Source organism: Gemmobacter aquarius (genome assembly GCF_003060865.1).
GTDB classification, from domain to species: Bacteria; Pseudomonadota; Alphaproteobacteria; order Rhodobacterales; family Rhodobacteraceae; genus Paragemmobacter; species Paragemmobacter aquarius.
Genome location: NZ_CP028918.1, coordinates 2,911,027 through 2,928,170, shown reverse-complemented (window position 1 = coordinate 2,928,170; position 17,144 = coordinate 2,911,027). Strand labels below are relative to the sequence as shown.

Annotated in this window: 18 protein-coding genes; 9 read left to right on the top strand and 9 right to left on the bottom strand. The window is 65.4% G+C overall.

Annotation, left to right across the window (positions count from 1 at the left end; all coding sequences use genetic code 11):
* Positions 1-108: 108 nt before the first annotated feature.
* The 5 genes from acpS to HYN69_RS14085 all read left to right on the top strand — a co-directional run bounded on the left by acpS (position 109) and on the right by HYN69_RS14085 (position 3,546).
* Entirely contained in the window at positions 109-534 is a 426-nt protein-coding gene (acpS, locus tag HYN69_RS14105; RefSeq protein ID WP_108436298.1) for a holo-ACP synthase, read from the top strand.
* Positions 535-629: 95 nt separating this feature from the next.
* Positions 630-1,421 carry a signal peptidase I gene (lepB, locus tag HYN69_RS14100; protein WP_108436297.1) on the top strand — a complete coding sequence of 264 codons (792 nt, stop codon included), beginning with the start codon at positions 630-632 and terminating at the stop codon, positions 1,419-1,421.
* Between the two features lie 11 nt (positions 1,422-1,432).
* The gene (gene rnc / locus HYN69_RS14095) at positions 1,433-2,122 is read left to right on the top strand and encodes a ribonuclease III (protein WP_108437227.1); all 690 of its coding nucleotides are present in this window, start codon (positions 1,433-1,435) and stop codon (positions 2,120-2,122) included.
* Positions 2,115-3,068 (top strand): GTPase Era, encoded by a 954-nt coding sequence (gene era, locus HYN69_RS14090; protein WP_108436296.1) that lies wholly within the window; start codon positions 2,115-2,117, stop codon positions 3,066-3,068. Before rnc ends, era begins: the two co-directional genes overlap by 8 nt.
* A 142-nt stretch (positions 3,069-3,210) precedes the next feature.
* Positions 3,211-3,546: a DUF1491 family protein gene (locus HYN69_RS14085; protein WP_108436295.1), complete on the top strand. Its 336-nt coding sequence runs from the start codon at positions 3,211-3,213 to the stop codon at positions 3,544-3,546.
* Here HYN69_RS14085 and HYN69_RS21230 read toward each other — a convergent pair.
* On the bottom strand, positions 3,504-3,800 hold the full coding sequence (locus HYN69_RS21230; RefSeq protein WP_216824613.1) for a hypothetical protein: 297 nt from the start codon (positions 3,798-3,800) through the stop codon (positions 3,504-3,506). The genes HYN69_RS14085 and HYN69_RS21230 overlap by 43 nt on opposite strands.
* A 163-nt stretch (positions 3,801-3,963) precedes the next feature.
* Between HYN69_RS21230 and recO the strand changes: the two genes are divergently transcribed.
* A complete protein-coding gene (gene recO / locus HYN69_RS14075) occupies positions 3,964-4,695 on the top strand; it encodes a DNA repair protein RecO (RefSeq protein WP_108436293.1) in 732 nt (243 codons plus the stop codon).
* On the opposite strand, the gene HYN69_RS14070 is transcribed toward recO, so the two are convergent.
* From HYN69_RS14070 to mnmD, 3 genes are read right to left on the bottom strand one after another with little or no spacing between them, the layout of a single operon-like run.
* On the bottom strand, positions 4,667-5,563 hold the full coding sequence (locus HYN69_RS14070) for a DMT family transporter (RefSeq protein ID WP_108436292.1): 897 nt from the start codon (positions 5,561-5,563) through the stop codon (positions 4,667-4,669). The two genes, recO and HYN69_RS14070, sit on opposite strands and share 29 nt — an antisense overlap.
* Complete coding sequence (locus HYN69_RS14065) at positions 5,560-6,423, bottom strand: DMT family transporter (RefSeq protein WP_108436291.1); 864 nt, start codon at positions 6,421-6,423, stop codon at positions 5,560-5,562. The genes HYN69_RS14070 and HYN69_RS14065 overlap by 4 nt, the downstream gene beginning before the upstream one ends.
* Positions 6,420-7,088: a tRNA (5-methylaminomethyl-2-thiouridine)(34)-methyltransferase MnmD gene (gene mnmD / locus HYN69_RS14060; protein WP_108436290.1), complete on the bottom strand. Its 669-nt coding sequence runs from the start codon at positions 7,086-7,088 to the stop codon at positions 6,420-6,422. Before mnmD ends, HYN69_RS14065 begins: the two co-directional genes overlap by 4 nt.
* Positions 7,089-7,138: 50 nt before the next feature.
* Here mnmD and HYN69_RS14055 point away from each other — a divergent pair, with 50 nt between their 5' ends.
* Complete coding sequence (locus HYN69_RS14055; RefSeq protein WP_108436289.1) at positions 7,139-8,173, top strand: NAD(P)/FAD-dependent oxidoreductase; 1,035 nt, start codon at positions 7,139-7,141, stop codon at positions 8,171-8,173.
* Here HYN69_RS14055 and HYN69_RS14050 read toward each other — a convergent pair.
* Positions 8,170-9,408: a cation:proton antiporter domain-containing protein gene (locus HYN69_RS14050; protein WP_108436288.1), complete on the bottom strand. Its 1,239-nt coding sequence runs from the start codon at positions 9,406-9,408 to the stop codon at positions 8,170-8,172. The two genes, HYN69_RS14055 and HYN69_RS14050, sit on opposite strands and share 4 nt — an antisense overlap.
* Before the next feature lie 307 nt (positions 9,409-9,715).
* Here HYN69_RS14050 and HYN69_RS14045 point away from each other — a divergent pair, with 307 nt between their 5' ends.
* Entirely contained in the window at positions 9,716-10,921 is a 1,206-nt protein-coding gene (locus tag HYN69_RS14045) for a winged helix-turn-helix domain-containing protein (protein ID WP_108436287.1), read from the top strand.
* A 17-nt stretch (positions 10,922-10,938) separates the two neighbouring features.
* On the opposite strand, the gene HYN69_RS14040 is transcribed toward HYN69_RS14045, so the two are convergent.
* Together HYN69_RS14040 and HYN69_RS14035 are read right to left on the bottom strand one after the other, a co-directional pair.
* Entirely contained in the window at positions 10,939-13,500 is a 2,562-nt protein-coding gene (locus HYN69_RS14040; RefSeq protein ID WP_108436286.1) for a PKD domain-containing protein, read from the bottom strand.
* A 543-nt stretch (positions 13,501-14,043) separates the two neighbouring features.
* Complete coding sequence (locus HYN69_RS14035; RefSeq protein ID WP_108436285.1) at positions 14,044-14,904, bottom strand: LOG family protein; 861 nt, start codon at positions 14,902-14,904, stop codon at positions 14,044-14,046.
* An 80-nt stretch (positions 14,905-14,984) separates the two neighbouring features.
* Here HYN69_RS14035 and dapD point away from each other — a divergent pair, with 80 nt between their 5' ends.
* Entirely contained in the window at positions 14,985-15,812 is an 828-nt protein-coding gene (dapD, locus tag HYN69_RS14030) for a 2,3,4,5-tetrahydropyridine-2,6-dicarboxylate N-succinyltransferase (protein WP_108436284.1), read from the top strand.
* A 149-nt stretch (positions 15,813-15,961) separates the two neighbouring features.
* Here the strand turns inward: dapD and HYN69_RS14025 are convergent, their stop codons facing one another.
* The gene (locus HYN69_RS14025) at positions 15,962-16,561 is read right to left on the bottom strand and encodes a helix-turn-helix transcriptional regulator (RefSeq protein WP_230426427.1); all 600 of its coding nucleotides are present in this window, start codon (positions 16,559-16,561) and stop codon (positions 15,962-15,964) included.
* An 18-nt stretch (positions 16,562-16,579) separates the two neighbouring features.
* Positions 16,580-17,098, bottom strand: a complete 519-nt coding sequence (locus HYN69_RS14020; protein WP_108436283.1) for a cytochrome b/b6 domain-containing protein — start codon at positions 17,096-17,098, stop codon at positions 16,580-16,582.
* Positions 17,099-17,144: the final 46 nt, after the last annotated feature.

Sequence of the window (17,144 nt, the reverse complement as noted above, 5' to 3'; positions counted from 1 at the left end):
TCCGGCCAACGAATTTTCTGCGAAAATTCAGGCCTCCCGTTCGACCGCTGAATTTTCGCAGAAAATTCGTTGCGGAAGATTATCGCAGAAAATCTTCGGTCGCGTCGCATGATCCTCGGAATCGGCTCCGACCTTGCCAATATCGAACGGATCGAGGCCACCATAGCCCGCTTCGGTGACCGCTTCCTGACCCGCGTCTTTACTGCCCGCGAACAGCGCAAGGCGCAAAGCCGCCCGCGTGCCATCGCTGCCACCTATGCCAAACGCTGGGCCGCGAAAGAGGCCTGTTCAAAGGCGCTGGGCACCGGCCTTCGCATGGGCATCTCGTGGAAAGACATGGCCGTGACCAACCTCTCGTCCGGTCAACCCGTGATGCATGTCACCGGCTGGGCCGCCGAACGCCTCGCCGCCATGACCCCCGCAGGGCATCAGGCGGTGATCCACGTCACACTGACCGACGATCACCCCTGGGCGCAGGCCTTCGTGGTGATCGAGGCCCGCCCGCTGGCACCTGCCACACAGTCAAGAACGTGATCCGCGCCGAACTTGACTCAGGCCCCGCGCCCGCGCATGTAGCGCCGACCGCCGTGTGATGCTATGGGCGGCTGCACCCAAGGGATGACCCGAGAATGGCGAAAACTTCTGCACGTCAAGATGGCGGCTTGCTCGAAACGGTAAAGACCGTTGTCTACGCGCTGCTCATCGCGGGCATCTTCCGCACGCTCTTTTTCCAGCCCTTCTGGATTCCATCGGGCTCGATGAAGGACACGCTGCTGATCGGCGATTTCCTTTTCGTCAACAAGATGGCCTACGGCTATTCGCGTTATTCCTGCCCGTTTTCGTTCTGCCCGATCTCGGGCCGCATCCTTGGCGGCGAACCCGAACGTGGCGATGTCGTGGTCTTCCGCCATCCCGTCAACGGCACCGATTTCATCAAGCGCCTGATCGGCCTGCCGGGCGATACCGTGCAGATGAAGAACGGCGTGCTTTTCCTGAACGGCACCCAAGTGCCGCAGGAAGCCGCCGGCACCTTCGAGGAAATCTATGAAAAACAGGGCCCGATGGGCAACCTGCCGCGTTGCGAGAACGGCCCAGTGGGCGAAGGCGGCGTCTGCACCTCGTCGCGCTATGTCGAGACCCTGCCGAACGGCGTAAAGCACAATATCCTGAACATCGACAACAACGGTTTTGCCGACAACACCGACATCTTCACCGTGCCGCCGGGGCATTACTTCTTCATGGGCGACAACCGCGACAATAGCCAGGACAGCCGCTTTGGCCAAGCCGTGGGCGGCGTGGGCTTCGTGCCTGCCGAATTCCTGATCGGCCGCGCCGACCGCGTGATCTTCTCGTCTGCTGGCCGGTCGATGCTCTATTTCTGGACATGGCGGCCCGACCGCTTCTTCAAGGCGATCGAGTGAGCCGTCCCACGATCAAACTCGCGGCCGAACTGGCCGCCTTCTCGGCCCGCATCGGGCACGACTTCCACCGCCCGGAGTTGCTGCTCCGGGCGGTCACGCATTCCTCGCTGTCCTCGCCCACCCGCCCCTCGAACGAGCGGTTCGAGTTTCTTGGAGACCGCGTGCTTGGCCTGTCGATCGCGACCGCGCTTTTCGATGCCGACGGGCAGGCGGCCGAAGGCCAGCTTGCCCCGCGCTTCAACGCGCTGGTGCGGCAGGAAACCTGCGCCGAGGTCGCGCGCGACATCGGTCTGGGCGATGTGCTGAAACTCGGCCGGTCCGAAATGCTGTCGGGCGGGCGCCGCAAGGAAGCCCTGCTTGGCGATGCCATGGAGGCGCTGATCGCCGCAGTCTATCTGGACGCAGGGTTCGAAACGGCCCGCGACATGGTGCTGCGGCTCTGGGGTGGCCGGATCGCCGATGCCGAGACCAATGCCCGCGATCCGAAATCGGCGCTTCAGGAATGGGCGCAAGCCCGTGGCCTGCCGCCGCCCGCCTATCTCGAAACGGGGCGCGAAGGCCCCGACCATCAACCGATTTTTACCGTCGAGGCCCGTCTGACCACGGGCCAGTCCGAGACAGGCCGCGCCAGCGGCAAACGGGCGGCGGAACAGGCAGCGGCGCGCGCGCTTCTCGCCCGCATGGAGGCCGAAAATGACTGACGACATCGACCAACCGACCAACGCCCCCGAAGACCAAAGCCCGAAACGCGCAGGTTTCGTCGCCCTGATCGGCGAGCCGAACGCCGGCAAATCGACCCTGCTGAACCGCATGGTGGGGGCCAAGGTGTCTATCGTGACGCACAAGGTCCAGACCACGCGGTCGCGCATCAGGGGTGTGTGCATGGCAGGACGGTCGCAGATCGTCTTTGTCGATACGCCCGGCCTGTTCCGCCCGCGCCGCCGCCTCGACCGCGCCATGGTCGCCGCAGCCTGGGGCGGGGCGGCCGATGCCGATATCATCGTGCTGCTGATCGAGGCGCATCGGGGGGCCACCGAAGGCGTCAAGGCCATCGTCGACAGCCTGAAGGACAAGATCCCGCGCGGCACCAAGGTGGCGCTGGCGATCAACAAGATCGACAAGATCAAGGCCGAGAACCTGCTACGCCTGACTGAGTCGATGAACGAAGCCTTCCCCTTTGCGCGCACCTTCATGATCAGCGCCGAACGCGGCTACGGTATCGACACGCTTCGCGACTGGCTGGCCGAAGAAGTGCCGCAGGGCGAATGGTTCTACCCCGAAGACCAGATCGCCGACCTGCCGATGCGAATGATCGCCGCCGAGATGACGCGCGAGAAACTGACCCTGCGGATGCACGAGGAACTGCCCTACCAGCTGACGGTCGAGACCGAGAACTGGGAAGACCGCAAGGATGGCTCGACCCGGATCGACCAAGTGATCTATGTCGCCCGCGACGGCCACAAGGGCATCATCCTTGGCGCGGGGGGCGAGACGATCAAGGTCATCGGCCAACAGGCCCGCGCCGAGATCGCGACCTTCCTCGAACGGCCGGTGCACCTGTTCCTGCAAGTGAAGGTGCGGCCGAACTGGCTGGAAGAGAAAGAGCGATATTCCGAGATGGGCCTCGATTTCAAGGACGGCGATTGATCCCCCTCACCCCCGACCCCTCTCCCCGAGGGGAGAGGGGGGCGATGGGTCGGGACGCGGTCTGCCCTTGGGCGACCCCCGGAAGGGCTGTCTGCCCTCCCGGACCCACCCGAGGATATTTTTCCAGCGTGAAAGGCAAGGCGTGACAGTCCGGCTGACCAGCGAGCTTTGGGTTTCGGCATATCTCAACCGGCTGCGACTGGCCGATATCGCGGTTTACGTGGTGGCGCGCGGCGATGCGACCGCCGGTGCGGTGATCGTGAAATCCGCCACTCTCGACGGGCGGGCGCGGGCCTTTCAACGCTCGGTCGATTTCGAAACCGGCGGGCGGGCCTGGGTCGTGCTGGCCGAGGGCGACGAGGCTGCGGTCGACGCCGTTCTGGCGCGGCAAAGGGCGCGCGACCGCGACCTGTGGCTGATCGAGGTCGAGGACCGTCAGGGCCGCACGCTGCTCGGGCAGGATGGTCTGCGCGACTGAAACGCCAGCGCGGCAGGTGTGACCATAAGCCCGAGGCACAGGAAACCGGCGCAATGGGCTGCCACGTTGGCCGACAGCGGCCACGGCCCCGGCGCGTCGAGAACGGCAAAAGGATCGGGCCAGACGCCCGTCACCAGCCCCCCGCACAAAGGGGTATGGGCGGCGCAAGCCGGCTGCCAGCCCGGCCGCCCTTTGCGCCGGAATCGGCCAGCCTGCCGCCACCGCCCCAGACCGACCGCTACGATCAGCGCCATCAGGTTGGTGAAATCCTCCGCCGCCCGTCATGCCGCGCGGGCCACGCCATCGACGCCGCCGTGACCCTTCCGCGCCAACGCATGCCCTTCTCCCTTTGTTTCCGGCGGGATGAACCCCTTTGCCTGCGCTTGCGTTCCGGCCCGCAGGGTGGATAGTCAGGCGATGGAATGGCGTGACGAAGGGGTTCTGCTCTCGGCCCGGCCGCATGGCGAAAGCAGCGCGATCATCGAGGTTTTCACGGCCGGTCATGGCCGCCATGCCGGTGTCGTGCGGGGCGGCACCTCGCGCAAGCTTGCACCCGTGTTGCAACCCGGAACGCAGGTGCAGGTGGCGTGGCGGGCGCGGCTCGATGCCCATATCGGCGCCTTTACCGTCGAACCCTTGCAAAGCCGTGCCGCGATCATGGCCGATCATCTGGCGCTGTCGGCCCTGAACGCGCTTTGCGCCCTGCTGCACGCCGCCCTGCCCGAACGCGAAGGGCACGCACCCCTTTACCGCGCTACGCTGCCGCTGCTTGACGCCATGGAGCGGGGGGCCGACTGGCTGCCCGATTACCTGCGTTGGGAAATGCTTTTGCTCGACGAAATCGGCTTCGGCCTCGACCTTACGCGCTGCGCCGTGACGGGGGCGCGCGACGATCTGGCCTTTGTCAGCCCGAAAACCGGCCGCGCCGTCAGCCGTGCGGGGGCGGGCGACTGGGCCGCGCGTCTGCTTCCCCTGCCGCAGGTACTGATGGGGCAGGGCGGGGGCAGCGCCGCCGAAATCGCCCAAGGCCTTGCCGTAACCGGCCATTTCCTGCTGCGCGAGATCACCGGCCTGAACGACCGCCCCCTGCCGGAAGCACGGGCGCGGTTTCTGGCGCTCGTCAGCAGGCGGGCGTCTGACGCGCCCTGACCCGCTGCCGCCACAGGGTGAAGACCCCCGCTGTCACCACGATGCCAGCGCCGATGGCCACATTGGTCCGCACCGTTTCGGCAAACAGCACCACGCCGATGCCTGACGCCCAGACCAGTTGCAGATAGGCAAAGGGCTGGATCGCCGAGGCCTCGGCCACCGCAAAGGCTCGGATCAGCAGCCAGTGCCCCAGACAGGCGGTGCAGCATAGCAGCGCCATCCATGCCATATCCGGCCCCGCCATCGGTTGCAGATGCCCTATCCCCAGCACCGTCATGGCCACCGCCCCGCCGATCCCGGTCCAGAAATAGCTGACTGCAGGATCGTCGCGCCGCGCCACATAGCGGGTGAGCAGCCCGTAAACCGCAAACAGCAGCGCGGCCAAAAGCGGCACCAGCGCCCATGGTGAAAACACCGCCACGCCGGGTTGCAGGATGATCACCACCCCCACGAAGCCCGCCAATATCGCGCACCAGCGCCGCCAGCCCACCCGCTCGCCCAACACCGGCCCCGACAGGGCAGCGATCAGCAAGGGATAGCTGGCAAAGGCCGCATGGCTTTCCACCAGCCCCAGCGTCACGAAACCGGCGACGAAGACGCAGATTTCCACCGCCAGCAGCGCCCCGCGCAGCGCCTGCAGCACCGGATAATGCGTCTTGACCGCCGCACGCAGCCCGCCCTTTTGCCGCGCGGCCATGACCATGACGAAGGCGGCAAAGAACCAGAAGCGGATCATCACAACCATCTGCACCGGATAGCTTGCCGCCAGATGCCGCGAGATGCCGTCCTGCACCGCGAATACCAGTGTGGTTGCGACCATCAGCCAGATGCCCGCCCGCGTGTTCTGTGCGGTGGCGTTCGGTGTCATGCCCGCCGCCGTTCCTGCGTCAGTGCGAAGATCCCCGCCGCGACCACGATCACCGTGCCAAGCGCCACCATGGGCGCAAGCCGCTCGCCATAGACCAGCATCCCGATCACCGTGACAAAGACGATCTGCAAATAGGCATAGGGCTGCACCACATTGGCCTCGGCGTTTTCATAGCAGATGGTCAACAGCCAATGCGACAGGATCGCCAGCGCGCAATAGACCGCAAGATAGCCCAGATCGACACCCTGCACCGCCTGCCAGTTCGGTAGGCCAAGCAGCGTCATGAACCCCGCCCCGATGATGGCCGACCAGAAGAACGACGGAAACACCGCCTCGTCCCGCGCCGAAAGGCGGGTCAGGATGGAATAGGTCGCAAACATCAGCGCGGCGGCAAAGGGCAAGAGCGCAGGCCAGGAAAACACGCCCGAGGTCGGCCGCAGCACCACCAGCACCCCCACCAGCCCCGCGCCGATCGCGGCCCAACGCTGCCAGCCGATCTTTTCGCCCAGTATCGGCCCCGACAGCGCGGCGATCAGCAAGGGGCAGACGGCAAAGACCGCATGGCTTTCGATCAGACCGATCATGGTATAGCCCCAGACGATCAGGCACACCTCGGCCACCAGCAGCGTGCCGCGCAGCGCATGGACCACGGGGCGCTTGGTGCGGATCGCGGCACGAAACCCCTCGGGGCGGCGCAAGGCCAGCACCAGCACGAAAGCGGCAAAGACCCAGTAGCGCACCATGATGACCATGAGCGTGTTATACGTCTCAGCCAGATGCCGCGAAAACCCGTCCTGCAAGGCAAAGCAGAACACGGCTGCCACCATCAGCCAGATACCCTTGGAGCGATTGCGGCTCATTTCCGTCCTGTCGTCATATGTCTTTTGCGCCCGTGGCCGGTCACGCGTTCGACGGCGAAACCCGCCGCTTCCAGCGACCGGCGCACATGGCCCGCTGCGGTATAGGTGGCAAAGGTGCCACCCGTGGCCGTATGCGCGCCGACCTCGGCCATCAGTTCCGGCGACCACAATTCAGGGTTCTTGGCGGGCGAAAACCCGTCCAGAAACCACGCATCCGCGCAGGCCCCCCATGCGGGCAGCGTGTCGCGGGCATCGCCGATCACCACCTCGACCTCGATCCCCGCCAGCGCAAAGCGGCGCTTTCCACTGTCCCACGCAGCCAGAAACGGCCCTGCCACCGCCTGCGCCTCGGGGAAATGGCGCAGCGCGCGGGCGATGTCGGTCGCATCCAGCGGATAGGCCTCGAAGCTGGTATAGCGCAACGTCCCCGCCCGCCCCGTTCCCGCCCATGCGATCAGCAGCGCCAGCAGGTTCAGCCCCGTCCCGAACCCCAGTTCGGCCACATGGAACCCGTCCGCCAGCCGGTCCGGCAACCCGTTGCCCGCCAGAAACACATGCCGCGTCTCGGCCAGACCATCGGCCAGCGAGAAATACGGGTCGTCGAAACGGGTCGAGACGGGGATTACCCCGTCCTTCCAAGTCACACCCTGTTCGCCGCCGGTCATCTGCCCTAAACCCTAGAAATCGCGGCGGACCATGGGCAAGGCATTACGGAATGGCAAGGGTCGATCTGACAGTGATGGGCGCGGGCATCTTCGGCCTGTCCATCGCATGGGCGGCCCTGACCCGTGGCGCCCGCGTCCGCGTGATCGACCCGAACGGGCCGGGGGCAGGGGCCTCGGGCGGGCTTGTCGGCGCGCTCGCCCCGCATGTGCCGGAAAACTGGAACCCGAAAAAGGCCTTCCAGCTTGAAAGCCTGCTCATGGCCGAAAGCTGGTGGGCAGCGGTCGGCGCGGCATCGGGCTTGCCCACGGGCTATCTGCGCTCGGGCCGCCTGCAACCGCTCGCCGATGCCCAGGCAATCGCCCACGCCACCGCCCGCGCGGCCGAGGCCGCAACCCTGTGGCAGGGCAGGGCGCTCTGGCAGGTCATCCCCGCCACGGGTGCGCCTTGGGAACCCGTCAGCCCGTCAGGCCAGTTGATCCACGACACCCTCACCGCCCGCCTCTCGCCCCGCATGGCGCTTGCCACCCTGACCGCCGCGATCACCGCAGGGGGCGGCGAAATCACAGCCGAAGGCCAAGCACAGGGCGCGATCCTCTGGGCCACAGGGGCGAGCGGCCTGCAAACCCTGTCGCAGCATTTTGCCAAACCCGTGGGTGCCGGCGTCAAGGGCCAAGCCCTGTCACTGGCCCATGACGCCGCCACCCTGCCGCAACTTTTCACCGATGGCCTGCACATCGTCCCCCATGCCGACGGCACCGTCGCCATCGGCTCGACATCCGAAAACCACTGGACCACGCCAGACTTCGACGCCTCGGGCGAGGCGCTGCATGCCCGCGCCCTCGCAGCCCTTCCCGCCCTGCACGGCGCACCCGTCGTCGCCCGCTGGGCCGGCATCCGCCCCCGCGCCCGCACCCGCGCCCCGATGCTGGGCGAATGGCCCGACCGCACGGGGCACTTCATCGCCAACGGCGGCTTCAAGATCGGCTTCGGCATGGCCCCCAAAGTCGCGACCACCATGGCCGACCTGATCCTGTCAGGACATGACGCCATCCCGCAAGGCTTCCGCGTCACCGACAACCTTTAACCCGCAGCCTTCGCCTCGTGCCGCGCCGACCAGCGGTCGAGCATCCGGAACAGCAGCGGATTGGCAAGGATCGACAGCATCGCCCCCGCCACGACCAAGTCTTTCGCCTCTTGCGGTACGATGCCCAGCGAAAGCCCCATCACGATCAGGATGAACGAAAACTCGCCGATCTGCGCCAATGACGCCGAAATCGTCAGCGCCACCGACCGCTCGTAGCCGAAAGCAACCACGATGCCATAAGCCGCAAGCGCCTTGATCCCGACGATAATCACCACCGTTCCTACCAGCGCCAAGGGAGCGGTCACCACCACCATCGGGTTGAACAGCATCCCCACCGACACGAAGAACAACACCGCAAACGCATCGCGCAGCGGTAGCGTCTCGCGTGCGGCCTGCTGGCTCAGCGTCGATCCGGCCATCACCATACCGGCAAAGAACGCCCCCAGCGCGAAACTGACACCAAACAGCGTCGACGATCCGAACGCCACCCCCAGCGCAATCGCCAGCACCGACAGGCGGAACAACTCGCGGCTGCCGGTATGGGCGACATAATGCAAAACGGCAGGAATGACCCGCTGCCCCACCAGCAGCATCAGCGCGACAAAGGCCCCGACCTTGGCCGCCGTGACCAGCAGCGTCGCGACCACCGGCCCGACCCCCAGCGCCACCACTTCCGCCGCTTGCCCGTCAACCGGCTGCGTCTGCCCGCCCAGCAGCCCCGCAAGCGGCGGGATCAGCACCAGCGAAACCACCATCACCAGATCCTCGACGATCAGCCAGCCCACCGCGATCCGGCCCCGCTCGGTCTCGATCAATCCACGGTCCTGCAAGGCCCGCAGCAGCACGACCGTCGAGGCGACCGAAAGCGACAGCCCGAAGATCACACCCGCGCCAAGGCCCCAACCCAGCGCCCATGCCAGCAGCACGCCCGCCCCCGTCGCCACCGCGATCTGCCCCACAGCCCCCGGCACGGCGATGGTCTTGACGCTTAGCAGGTCACGCACCGAAAAGTGCAGCCCCACCCCGAACATCAACAAAATCACCCCAAGCTCGGCCAGTTCGGTCGCCAGCTTCTGGTCCGCCACATAACCCGGCGTGAACGGCCCCACGATAACCCCTGCCAGCAAATACCCCGCGATCAACGGTAACTTCAGCCGCTGCGCCAGCAGCGCCAGCGCAAAGGCAAGGCACAAGCCGACCACGATGGTTGCGATCAGCGGGGTTTCATGCGGCATCGGTTCTCCTCGAACTGGTTTGTCCGCCGGACGGGCGGGGCGCTCGGTCTATGACTCCGTGTATGGTGCAGCTAACCACACTCTGCCCGGGTTCAAGCACCCAAAACGCGGTAAACCCGTTCCCCGACCGGAATTTGACGCAAATTCCGGCAAAATTTCTGACGCAGAAATTCGGGTCGCTCCCGTTGCTGGCGAAGCGCGAACTTTTCCGCAGCGCCTCCGGAATTTGCGTCAAATTCCGGTCGAAATTTCTGCGTCAGAAATTTCCCCGTTGACGCAAGGCCGCCGCCCGCGTCCCCTCGCTGCCATGACCCGCATCGACAACGCCACCGCCCGCCGCATCTTCCTCGACCGTCACGCGCTGGCCGAATCCTCCTCCGGCCCCGCCACCGGTGCCGACCTTGCTGCGCTGATCGACCGCATCGGTTTCGTGCAGATCGACAGCATCAACACCGTCGCCCGCGCGCATGACATGATCCTGTGGTCGCGCCGCCAAAGCTACCGCCCGCCCGCTCTGAAACGCTTGCTCGAAACCGACCGCGCCCTGTTCGAACACTGGACGCATGACGCCTCGATCCTGCCCATGCGGCTTTACCCCTTCTGGCAGCACCGCTTCGAACGCGATGCGCTGCGCCTGCGCGACAACTGGCAGCGCTGGTTCCGCGACGGCTATGCCGCGCAATTCGACACCATCCTGAACCGCATCGCCCGCGACGGCCCCGTATCGACCTCCGATGTGGGCGAGGGCGAGGTGCGTGGCAAAGGCGGCTGGTGGGATTGGCACCCGTCGAAAACCGCGCTCGAATGGCTCTGGCGCACCGGCCAATTGGCGATCACCCGCCGCGACGGCTTTCGCAAGGTCTATGACCTGACCGAACGCGTCATCCCCGCCGCCCATCGCAGCCCCGCCCCAGATGCAAGCGCCCTGACCGATTGGGCCTGCCGCTCGGCCCTCTCGCATCTCGGCTTTGCCAATGAAACCGAACTGCGCGGCTACTGGAACGCCCTGCGCCCCGATGAGGTGAAGGCTTGGGTCGCCACCGCCCGCGCAAGCGGTGAGGTCACCGAAATCACCGTGGCAGGTGCCGATGGCACCCCGCGCCGCGCCTTGGCCTTTCCCGCCACGCTGACCGAAACCCCGCCCGAACCGCCCGCCCGCCTGCGGATTCTGTCTCCCTTCGACCCCGCCCTGCGCGACAGGAACCGCATCGAACACCTGTTCGGCTTCCACTACCGGATCGAGGTTTTCGTGCCTGAAGCCAAACGCCGCTACGGCTATTACGTCTTTCCCGTGCTCCAAGGTGCCACCCTCATCGGCCGCATCGACGCCAAGGCCTTCCGCGCCGAAAACACCCTGCGCGTCCGCGCCTTCTGGCCCGAGGCGGGCGTTACCACCACCAAACAGCGCCTCGCACGGCTCGATGCCGAACTGCACCGCCTTGCGGTCTTTGCAGGCTGCGACCGCGTCGAATACCTGCCCGACTGGCTGCAAGGTTCGCTGCGGGGGGCCTGACCCCCCGCAACCGGTTTTCAGAACTTGTGCTGGAACACCAGATCCAGACCAAGGCTTTCGTAGCCGTCGGCGCCCAGACCGTCGTAGCTTCCGGTCAGCGACAGCTCTGCCCCCGACCCGAAGACGCGGTTCACGCCAAAGCTGACCTTGCCCCGATGCCCTTCGTAAACCGCAGGCCCGCCGCTGACGCTGCCCGCCCAGATGTCCGACAGACCAAATGTCGCCGTCATGGCCCCCGCAGGCACCGGCAGCGGAAAGGTCACTTCGACCCCGACCGAAACCTGCGCCACCGCGTTGTCGCCCGCCCCGATCGGATTGCCCAAGCCGTCAGTATAGGCATCGGTCTGTTCGCGTGCATAGGCGGCTTGCAGGCTGGGTTTCCAGACCACATCGCCCTTGGCAATCTGCCCCGACACCCCGAACTGCGCCAAAAGCCGCGTGGCGTCGAAACTGTCCTCGAACGTGCCCAGCGGCGAGAAGGTGTTCTGCGACGCGCCGTAAAGCAGCCGCCCCTGCACCACCAGCGGTTGGTCGGGCAACTTGGCCACGACATAGGGCCCGATCAGGTAACCGGTGCCCTCGGCCACGGCCAACCCGTCCACCGTCTTCAGATGGTCCACCTGCGCCATGACCCCAAGCGCCAGCCCTTCGCCGACCATCACATGCGTTCCGGCAGCGCCAAGCACATAGTCGCCCTCGGCCCCGCCGACGGTCGACCAGTTGCCTTTCAACCGCAGCCAGACCGGCTGATCCGGCGCGGTGGCGAGGTCGACCTGACCCCCCATCGACGACATGGTGACATTGGCCGTCCCGTCACCGCCCGAGACCACCGAGCCAAGGTCGGGCTGCGTGCCGATCAGGTTGTTCATGCGGGTCTGCACGAACTGGTCAATCTGCGCCTCGGTTTCGGCGATCACCTTTTCGCGCTCGTCGTCATCGGTCCCCGGTTCCTCGGCTCCCGCGCGCGTCACCGTGACCGTCACCGTCTTGGTCGACGTGTCGACCCCGTCGGACACCATCACGTCGAACACCAGCGAAACCTGCGTCTCGCCTTCTGGCACGGCGGGGGCGGTAAAGCTGATCGCAGCCCCCCTCGACGTCGGCGGAAGCTGATCCTCCGTCAGGGCCGCACTCTCCACAACCCTCACGATCTCTTCCTCCAGCACCGTCGGCCCTGCGGTCTGGACCCAGCGGATGCGCAGATTGCTCTCGTCCGGATCCGTCGATCCCGAGGCGTCCAGCGTCACGCTCTCGCCTTCCTTAGCCGTCGTAGGCCCGGTCACCACGATCACCGGTGCCGTGTTCGGTCCGATGGTCACGAATACCGACGAGCGTGCCGTGCGGGTCGTGTTCTTCGCAGTGGTTTCGGTCACGGTCAGCACGAACTCGGCCGTGATGCTGGTGGCGACGTTCGGCGCGAAGAAATAGGTATTCTGCATCGCCGGGTCGTCGATCATCACGTCGGATTCCGTCTCCCACTGATAGGTCAGCGTGCTCTCGGGGTCTGCACCCGATACGGTTGCCTCCAGCCCGACAAACCCGCCCGTCACGACAGCGTCGTCCGACGCGGTCGCCGTAACCACCAAAGCAGGCGGCTCGGGCAGTTCGACCACGATCGTCTCGGTGTCGGACGCCCCGTCATTGTCGGTCACCGTGACGGTGAACACCAGATCGCCACCCGCATTCGTCGGCAGCGGAGTGGGCAGACCGAACGACGCCTCGGCCGCGTTGGACCCCAACAGCAAGACACTCGGTCCCCCGGTTTGCGCCCAGACATAGTCCAGGGAATCGACATCACCCTCGTCGGCATCGGTCGACCCTGCCGCTGACAGCGTGATGGTCCCGCCCGCCTCAACCTCACCGCTGCTCGTCGCCACCGCGACAGGCGCCACGTTCTTCTTCGACGTCACGGTAAGCCGCATTGTATCGCTGTGGCTGTTGGTTCCGTCATTAGCCGTCACGGTCAGATCGAAAACCTGATCCGCTGCGTTCGCCTCCAGCACAGGCGCGGTGAACATCGGGCTTGGCGAACTCCAGTTGAACGAAAGCCCATCCGGCGTCGCAACCCAGGCATAGCCCATCGCCGCAACATCGCCCGCATCCGGATCGATCACCGTCGCATTCAACGAGACTTGCCCGCCCGAAGCGACCTCCAGGTCACCCCCCGCACTCACGACCGGAGCCGTGTTCGGCTTCACCGTAACCTGCATCGTCGACGTGGCCGAGGCGGTGCCGTCACTGACCGTCAGCGTCAACGTGACGACGACATCCGACGTTCCCGCAGGTACCTTGGGCGCTGTATAGACCGGCGTCGCAGAGGTCGCGTTCGACAAGGTTCCCACACCGATCGGCGCGGTCCAGGAATAGGTCAGAACAGCCCCTGCGTCGGGGTCAGACCCCGAACCGTCCAATGTGACAGTCTTTCCCGACCCCACCTCCTTGTTGCCGCCAGCATTGGCGGTGGGAGCAGTGTTCAACGCCGTCCTATTTGCCACAATTAGCGTGTCGGTGGCGCCGACCAACGCATATTCGTAATCATACAAAATCCCCCCTTCTGTCGCACGGAAGATGATTCCCATGTAAGGACCGACGGCTGGGTCGAGTCCGCGCCATTTTGGGAAGTGATGGTCACATTGGATAGGCCACACTGAGCCAAGCCTGCTTCGGTAATGGCTTGAGCCTCACCCGCTAAGCCGCTGCCACTGAACAATGTGCCTCCCGCAAATTGTTCACCCGTAGGAAGGATCAACCGAACATAGGAATTAAACTCGCCCCAGAACCAAACCTGGCAAGTCCCAAGAGTTCGGACTGTAAAAGGAACAGCCCCTATAGCCTCCGCCCGCCCGCTCGGCGAAACCAGCGCTGTCACCGACAGACATAGAACCATCAAGCCGCGCCAGAACCGGCGCACAATCGCGTCGAACATCACACACTCCATCAATCGCTACACCCGCATCAGGCCGACCTGTTCACGCCAGGTCGCGGGTCACAAAGGATCCGCCAGCCGGTCGGGCATGCAAATTCATGCCCACGAGGCCCGATATCCGTTCAAATGTATTTTACAGACCAAAGTATGGATTCCTCGACAAAAGTCTGTGCTCGAAAAAGCACGGACTTCCCGCCTAGATTGCGCGCCCTGCGGCGGTGTCGCCCAAGGGTTCGCCCGACCCGCCGCCGACCATGGCCGCCATCGCTTCTTCCGCCGTCTCGACAAAGGAAAACAGCTCCAGATCGCCCGCACCGATCACGCCTTCGTCCACCAGCGCCTGCCAGTTCACCACCTTTTCCCAAAAGGCCCGACCGAACAGCAGGAACGGCACCCGTTTCATCCGCCCCGTCTGGATCAGCGTCAGGCTCTCGAACATCTCGTCCAGCGTGCCAAAGCCCCCCGGAAAGATGCAGACCGCCCGCGCCCGCATCAGGAAGTGCATCTTGCGGATCGCGAAGTAGTGAAAGTTGAAGCACAGGTCCGGCGTCACATAGGGGTTGGGCGCCTGCTCGTGCGGCAGCACGATGTTCAGCCCGATCGACTGGCCCCCCGCATCGGCAGCACCCCGGTTGCCCGCTTCCATGATCCCCGGCCCGCCACCCGTCACCACCACCCATTCGCGGCCATAGCTTTTCAGGCTTTCCACCGTGATCATCGCCGCCAGCCGCCGCGCCTCGGCATACCACGGCATCAGCCCCGCAGCGGCCCCGCCTTCGCGCACCCCGCCTTCACGCACCCCGCCTTCACGAATTCTGGCCGACCCCATCAGCACCACCGTCGATCTGATCCCGCGCTCGTCCATCACCATCTGCGGTTTCAGCAGCTCAAGCTGCAACCGCACGGGGCGCAACTCCTCGCGCATCATGAAATCGGTGTCGGTAAAGGCCAGACGGTAAGCGGGCGCGCGCGTCTGCGCGGTGTCGGGCAGCCGTTCCGCCGCGGCTGCGTCCTGCGTGCTGTCGCGGAACGGGTGGCTGCGGCTGTCGTCGGTCATGGCGGTCCCTCGTGATTGCGTGGCGGCAATCCTGTCTTTATAGGGGCGCAAAGACCGACACCAACCAAAACGGGGGAAACATGACCTACGCTGCGCTGGAAGCCGCCATCGATACCGCATGGGAGGCCCGCGACACGCTGACCCCCGCGTCAAAGGGCGAGGCAGTCGACGCCATAGAAGCCACCCTTACCGCTCTCGACAGTGGCAAGCTGCGCGTCGCGGAACGTCAGACTTCGGGCGATTGGCACGTGAACCAATGGGCCAAGAAAGCCGTGCTACTGGGCTTCCGCATCAAGGACATGGGCCTGCAATCGGGTGGCCCGCAGGGCGGCACGTGGTGGGACAAGGTCGACAGCAAGTTCCACGGCTGGGGTGAAGCCGACTGGAAGGCCGCCGCCTTCCGCGCCGTGCCCCACTGCATCGTGCGCCGCTCGGCCCATATCGCCAAGGGCGTCGTCCTCATGCCGTCCTTCGTCAACCTCGGCGCCTTCGTCGACGAAGGCACCATGGTCGACACATGGGCCACGGTCGGCTCCTGCGCCCAGATCGGCAAGAACGTCCACCTTTCAGGCGGCGTCGGCATCGGCGGCGTTCTGGAACCGATGCAGGCAGGCCCGACCATCATCGAAGACAACTGCTTCATCGGCGCACGCTCCGAAGTGGTCGAAGGCTGCATCGTGCGCGAAGGCTCGGTCCTCGGGATGGGGGTCTTCATCGGCAAATCGACCAAGATCGTCGACCGCGAAACCGGATCGGTGACCTATGGCGAGGTGCCCGCAGGATCGGTCGTCGTCGCAGGCTCGATGCCGTCCAAGAACGGGATCAACCTCTACTGCGCGGTGATCGTGAAAAAGGTCGATGCCCAGACGCGCAGCAAGACCAGCATCAACGAGTTGTTGCGGGACTAAGGTCGCATATTGCGCTGCCGATAGGGGCGCGCCCGAACCGAGGGGTGGGTGCACGTATACGTGCGCCCTCCCCCCCCAACAGATTCGGCGGGGCGGGTCGGGCGCGCCCCGTGGCTTTGGGCCACGGGGCAACCCCTGCCGTTGTTATCTCACGACCTGTCTGGCGAAGCCACCAACGGCCCGCCCATCAGATCCTCGATCAGCACGCTCACCAACTGCCCGCGCCCCTGCACCCCCGCCTTGCGGTAGATCGCGTTCAGATGCGTCTTTACCGTGCCTTCTGCCGATCCGCGCAGCGCGGCGATCTCGGCAATCGAACAGCCCTTGATGGTGAACGTCGCCACGTCCTGTTCCGAAGGCGTCAGCCCCCATGCCCGGAAATGCCCCTCCATCACCTCGGCCAATGCGCCCGACGCCACGCCAAGGCTCTGCTCCATCCGCGCCTGCCGTTGCAACAGCCCCACGAGCGACCGCACCTCGAAGACCAGCCCCGCCACCAGCCCCACCGTGGCAGCCACTTCGGGCAGCATGTACAGCAGGCTCGTCAAGCCTTCGTCCAGATCGCGGGTCACGTCATAGACGAAGAACGCCGTGCAAAAGCACTGGAACACGATCAGCGCGACCAGCGCATAGGGCCGGTCCCCGCGATGGGGCAGGGACCGCAGCGTCATGTCACGTCTCGTGGCCCCCGCAACAGTCTCGGTCTCACTTTCGGGGACAGATTTCAGGCCATCCATCGGCGCAGTCATCGGGCCAGTCCTTCCGGTTCACGGCAAGGTCTTGTAGCCCGTAACCATCGCCTTCGGAAGGTTGATCCCCAGCCTGCGGCTTTCCACCACAACCGCCAGCACATGCACCACGATGCTGATCTCGGCCCAAGTCACCAGCGCCACATGCACCTCCTCGACCCATTCGACGCCGAAGAAGGCGACGGTGGTCATCGCATAGCCCGACCCGGCAAGGGCGGCCATGGTCAGCAACAGGTTATAGATCATCAGCGACCCCAGCGGCGAATGGCCGACATGCACATGCCGCCGCCCCGTCGCCATATCGCGCAACTGCCCCAGCACCGCGCGGGGCGAAGGCAGGAAATCGGCGAACCGCGCATGGCGCGTGCCGACCAACCCCCAGATCAGCCGCAGCGCGATCAGCCCCGCAACGGCATAGCCCACCCATTGGTGCACATCGCGCCCGGGCTTGGTGTAAAAGGCGTTCGCGGCAAAAGCCACGACCAGCGACCAGTGAAACAGGCGGACCACAGGATCCCAGACTTTGATTTTCCGCATTTCGCAAAACCCTAACTTCCGGCCACGTCCCGCGCGGCCCTTCGCA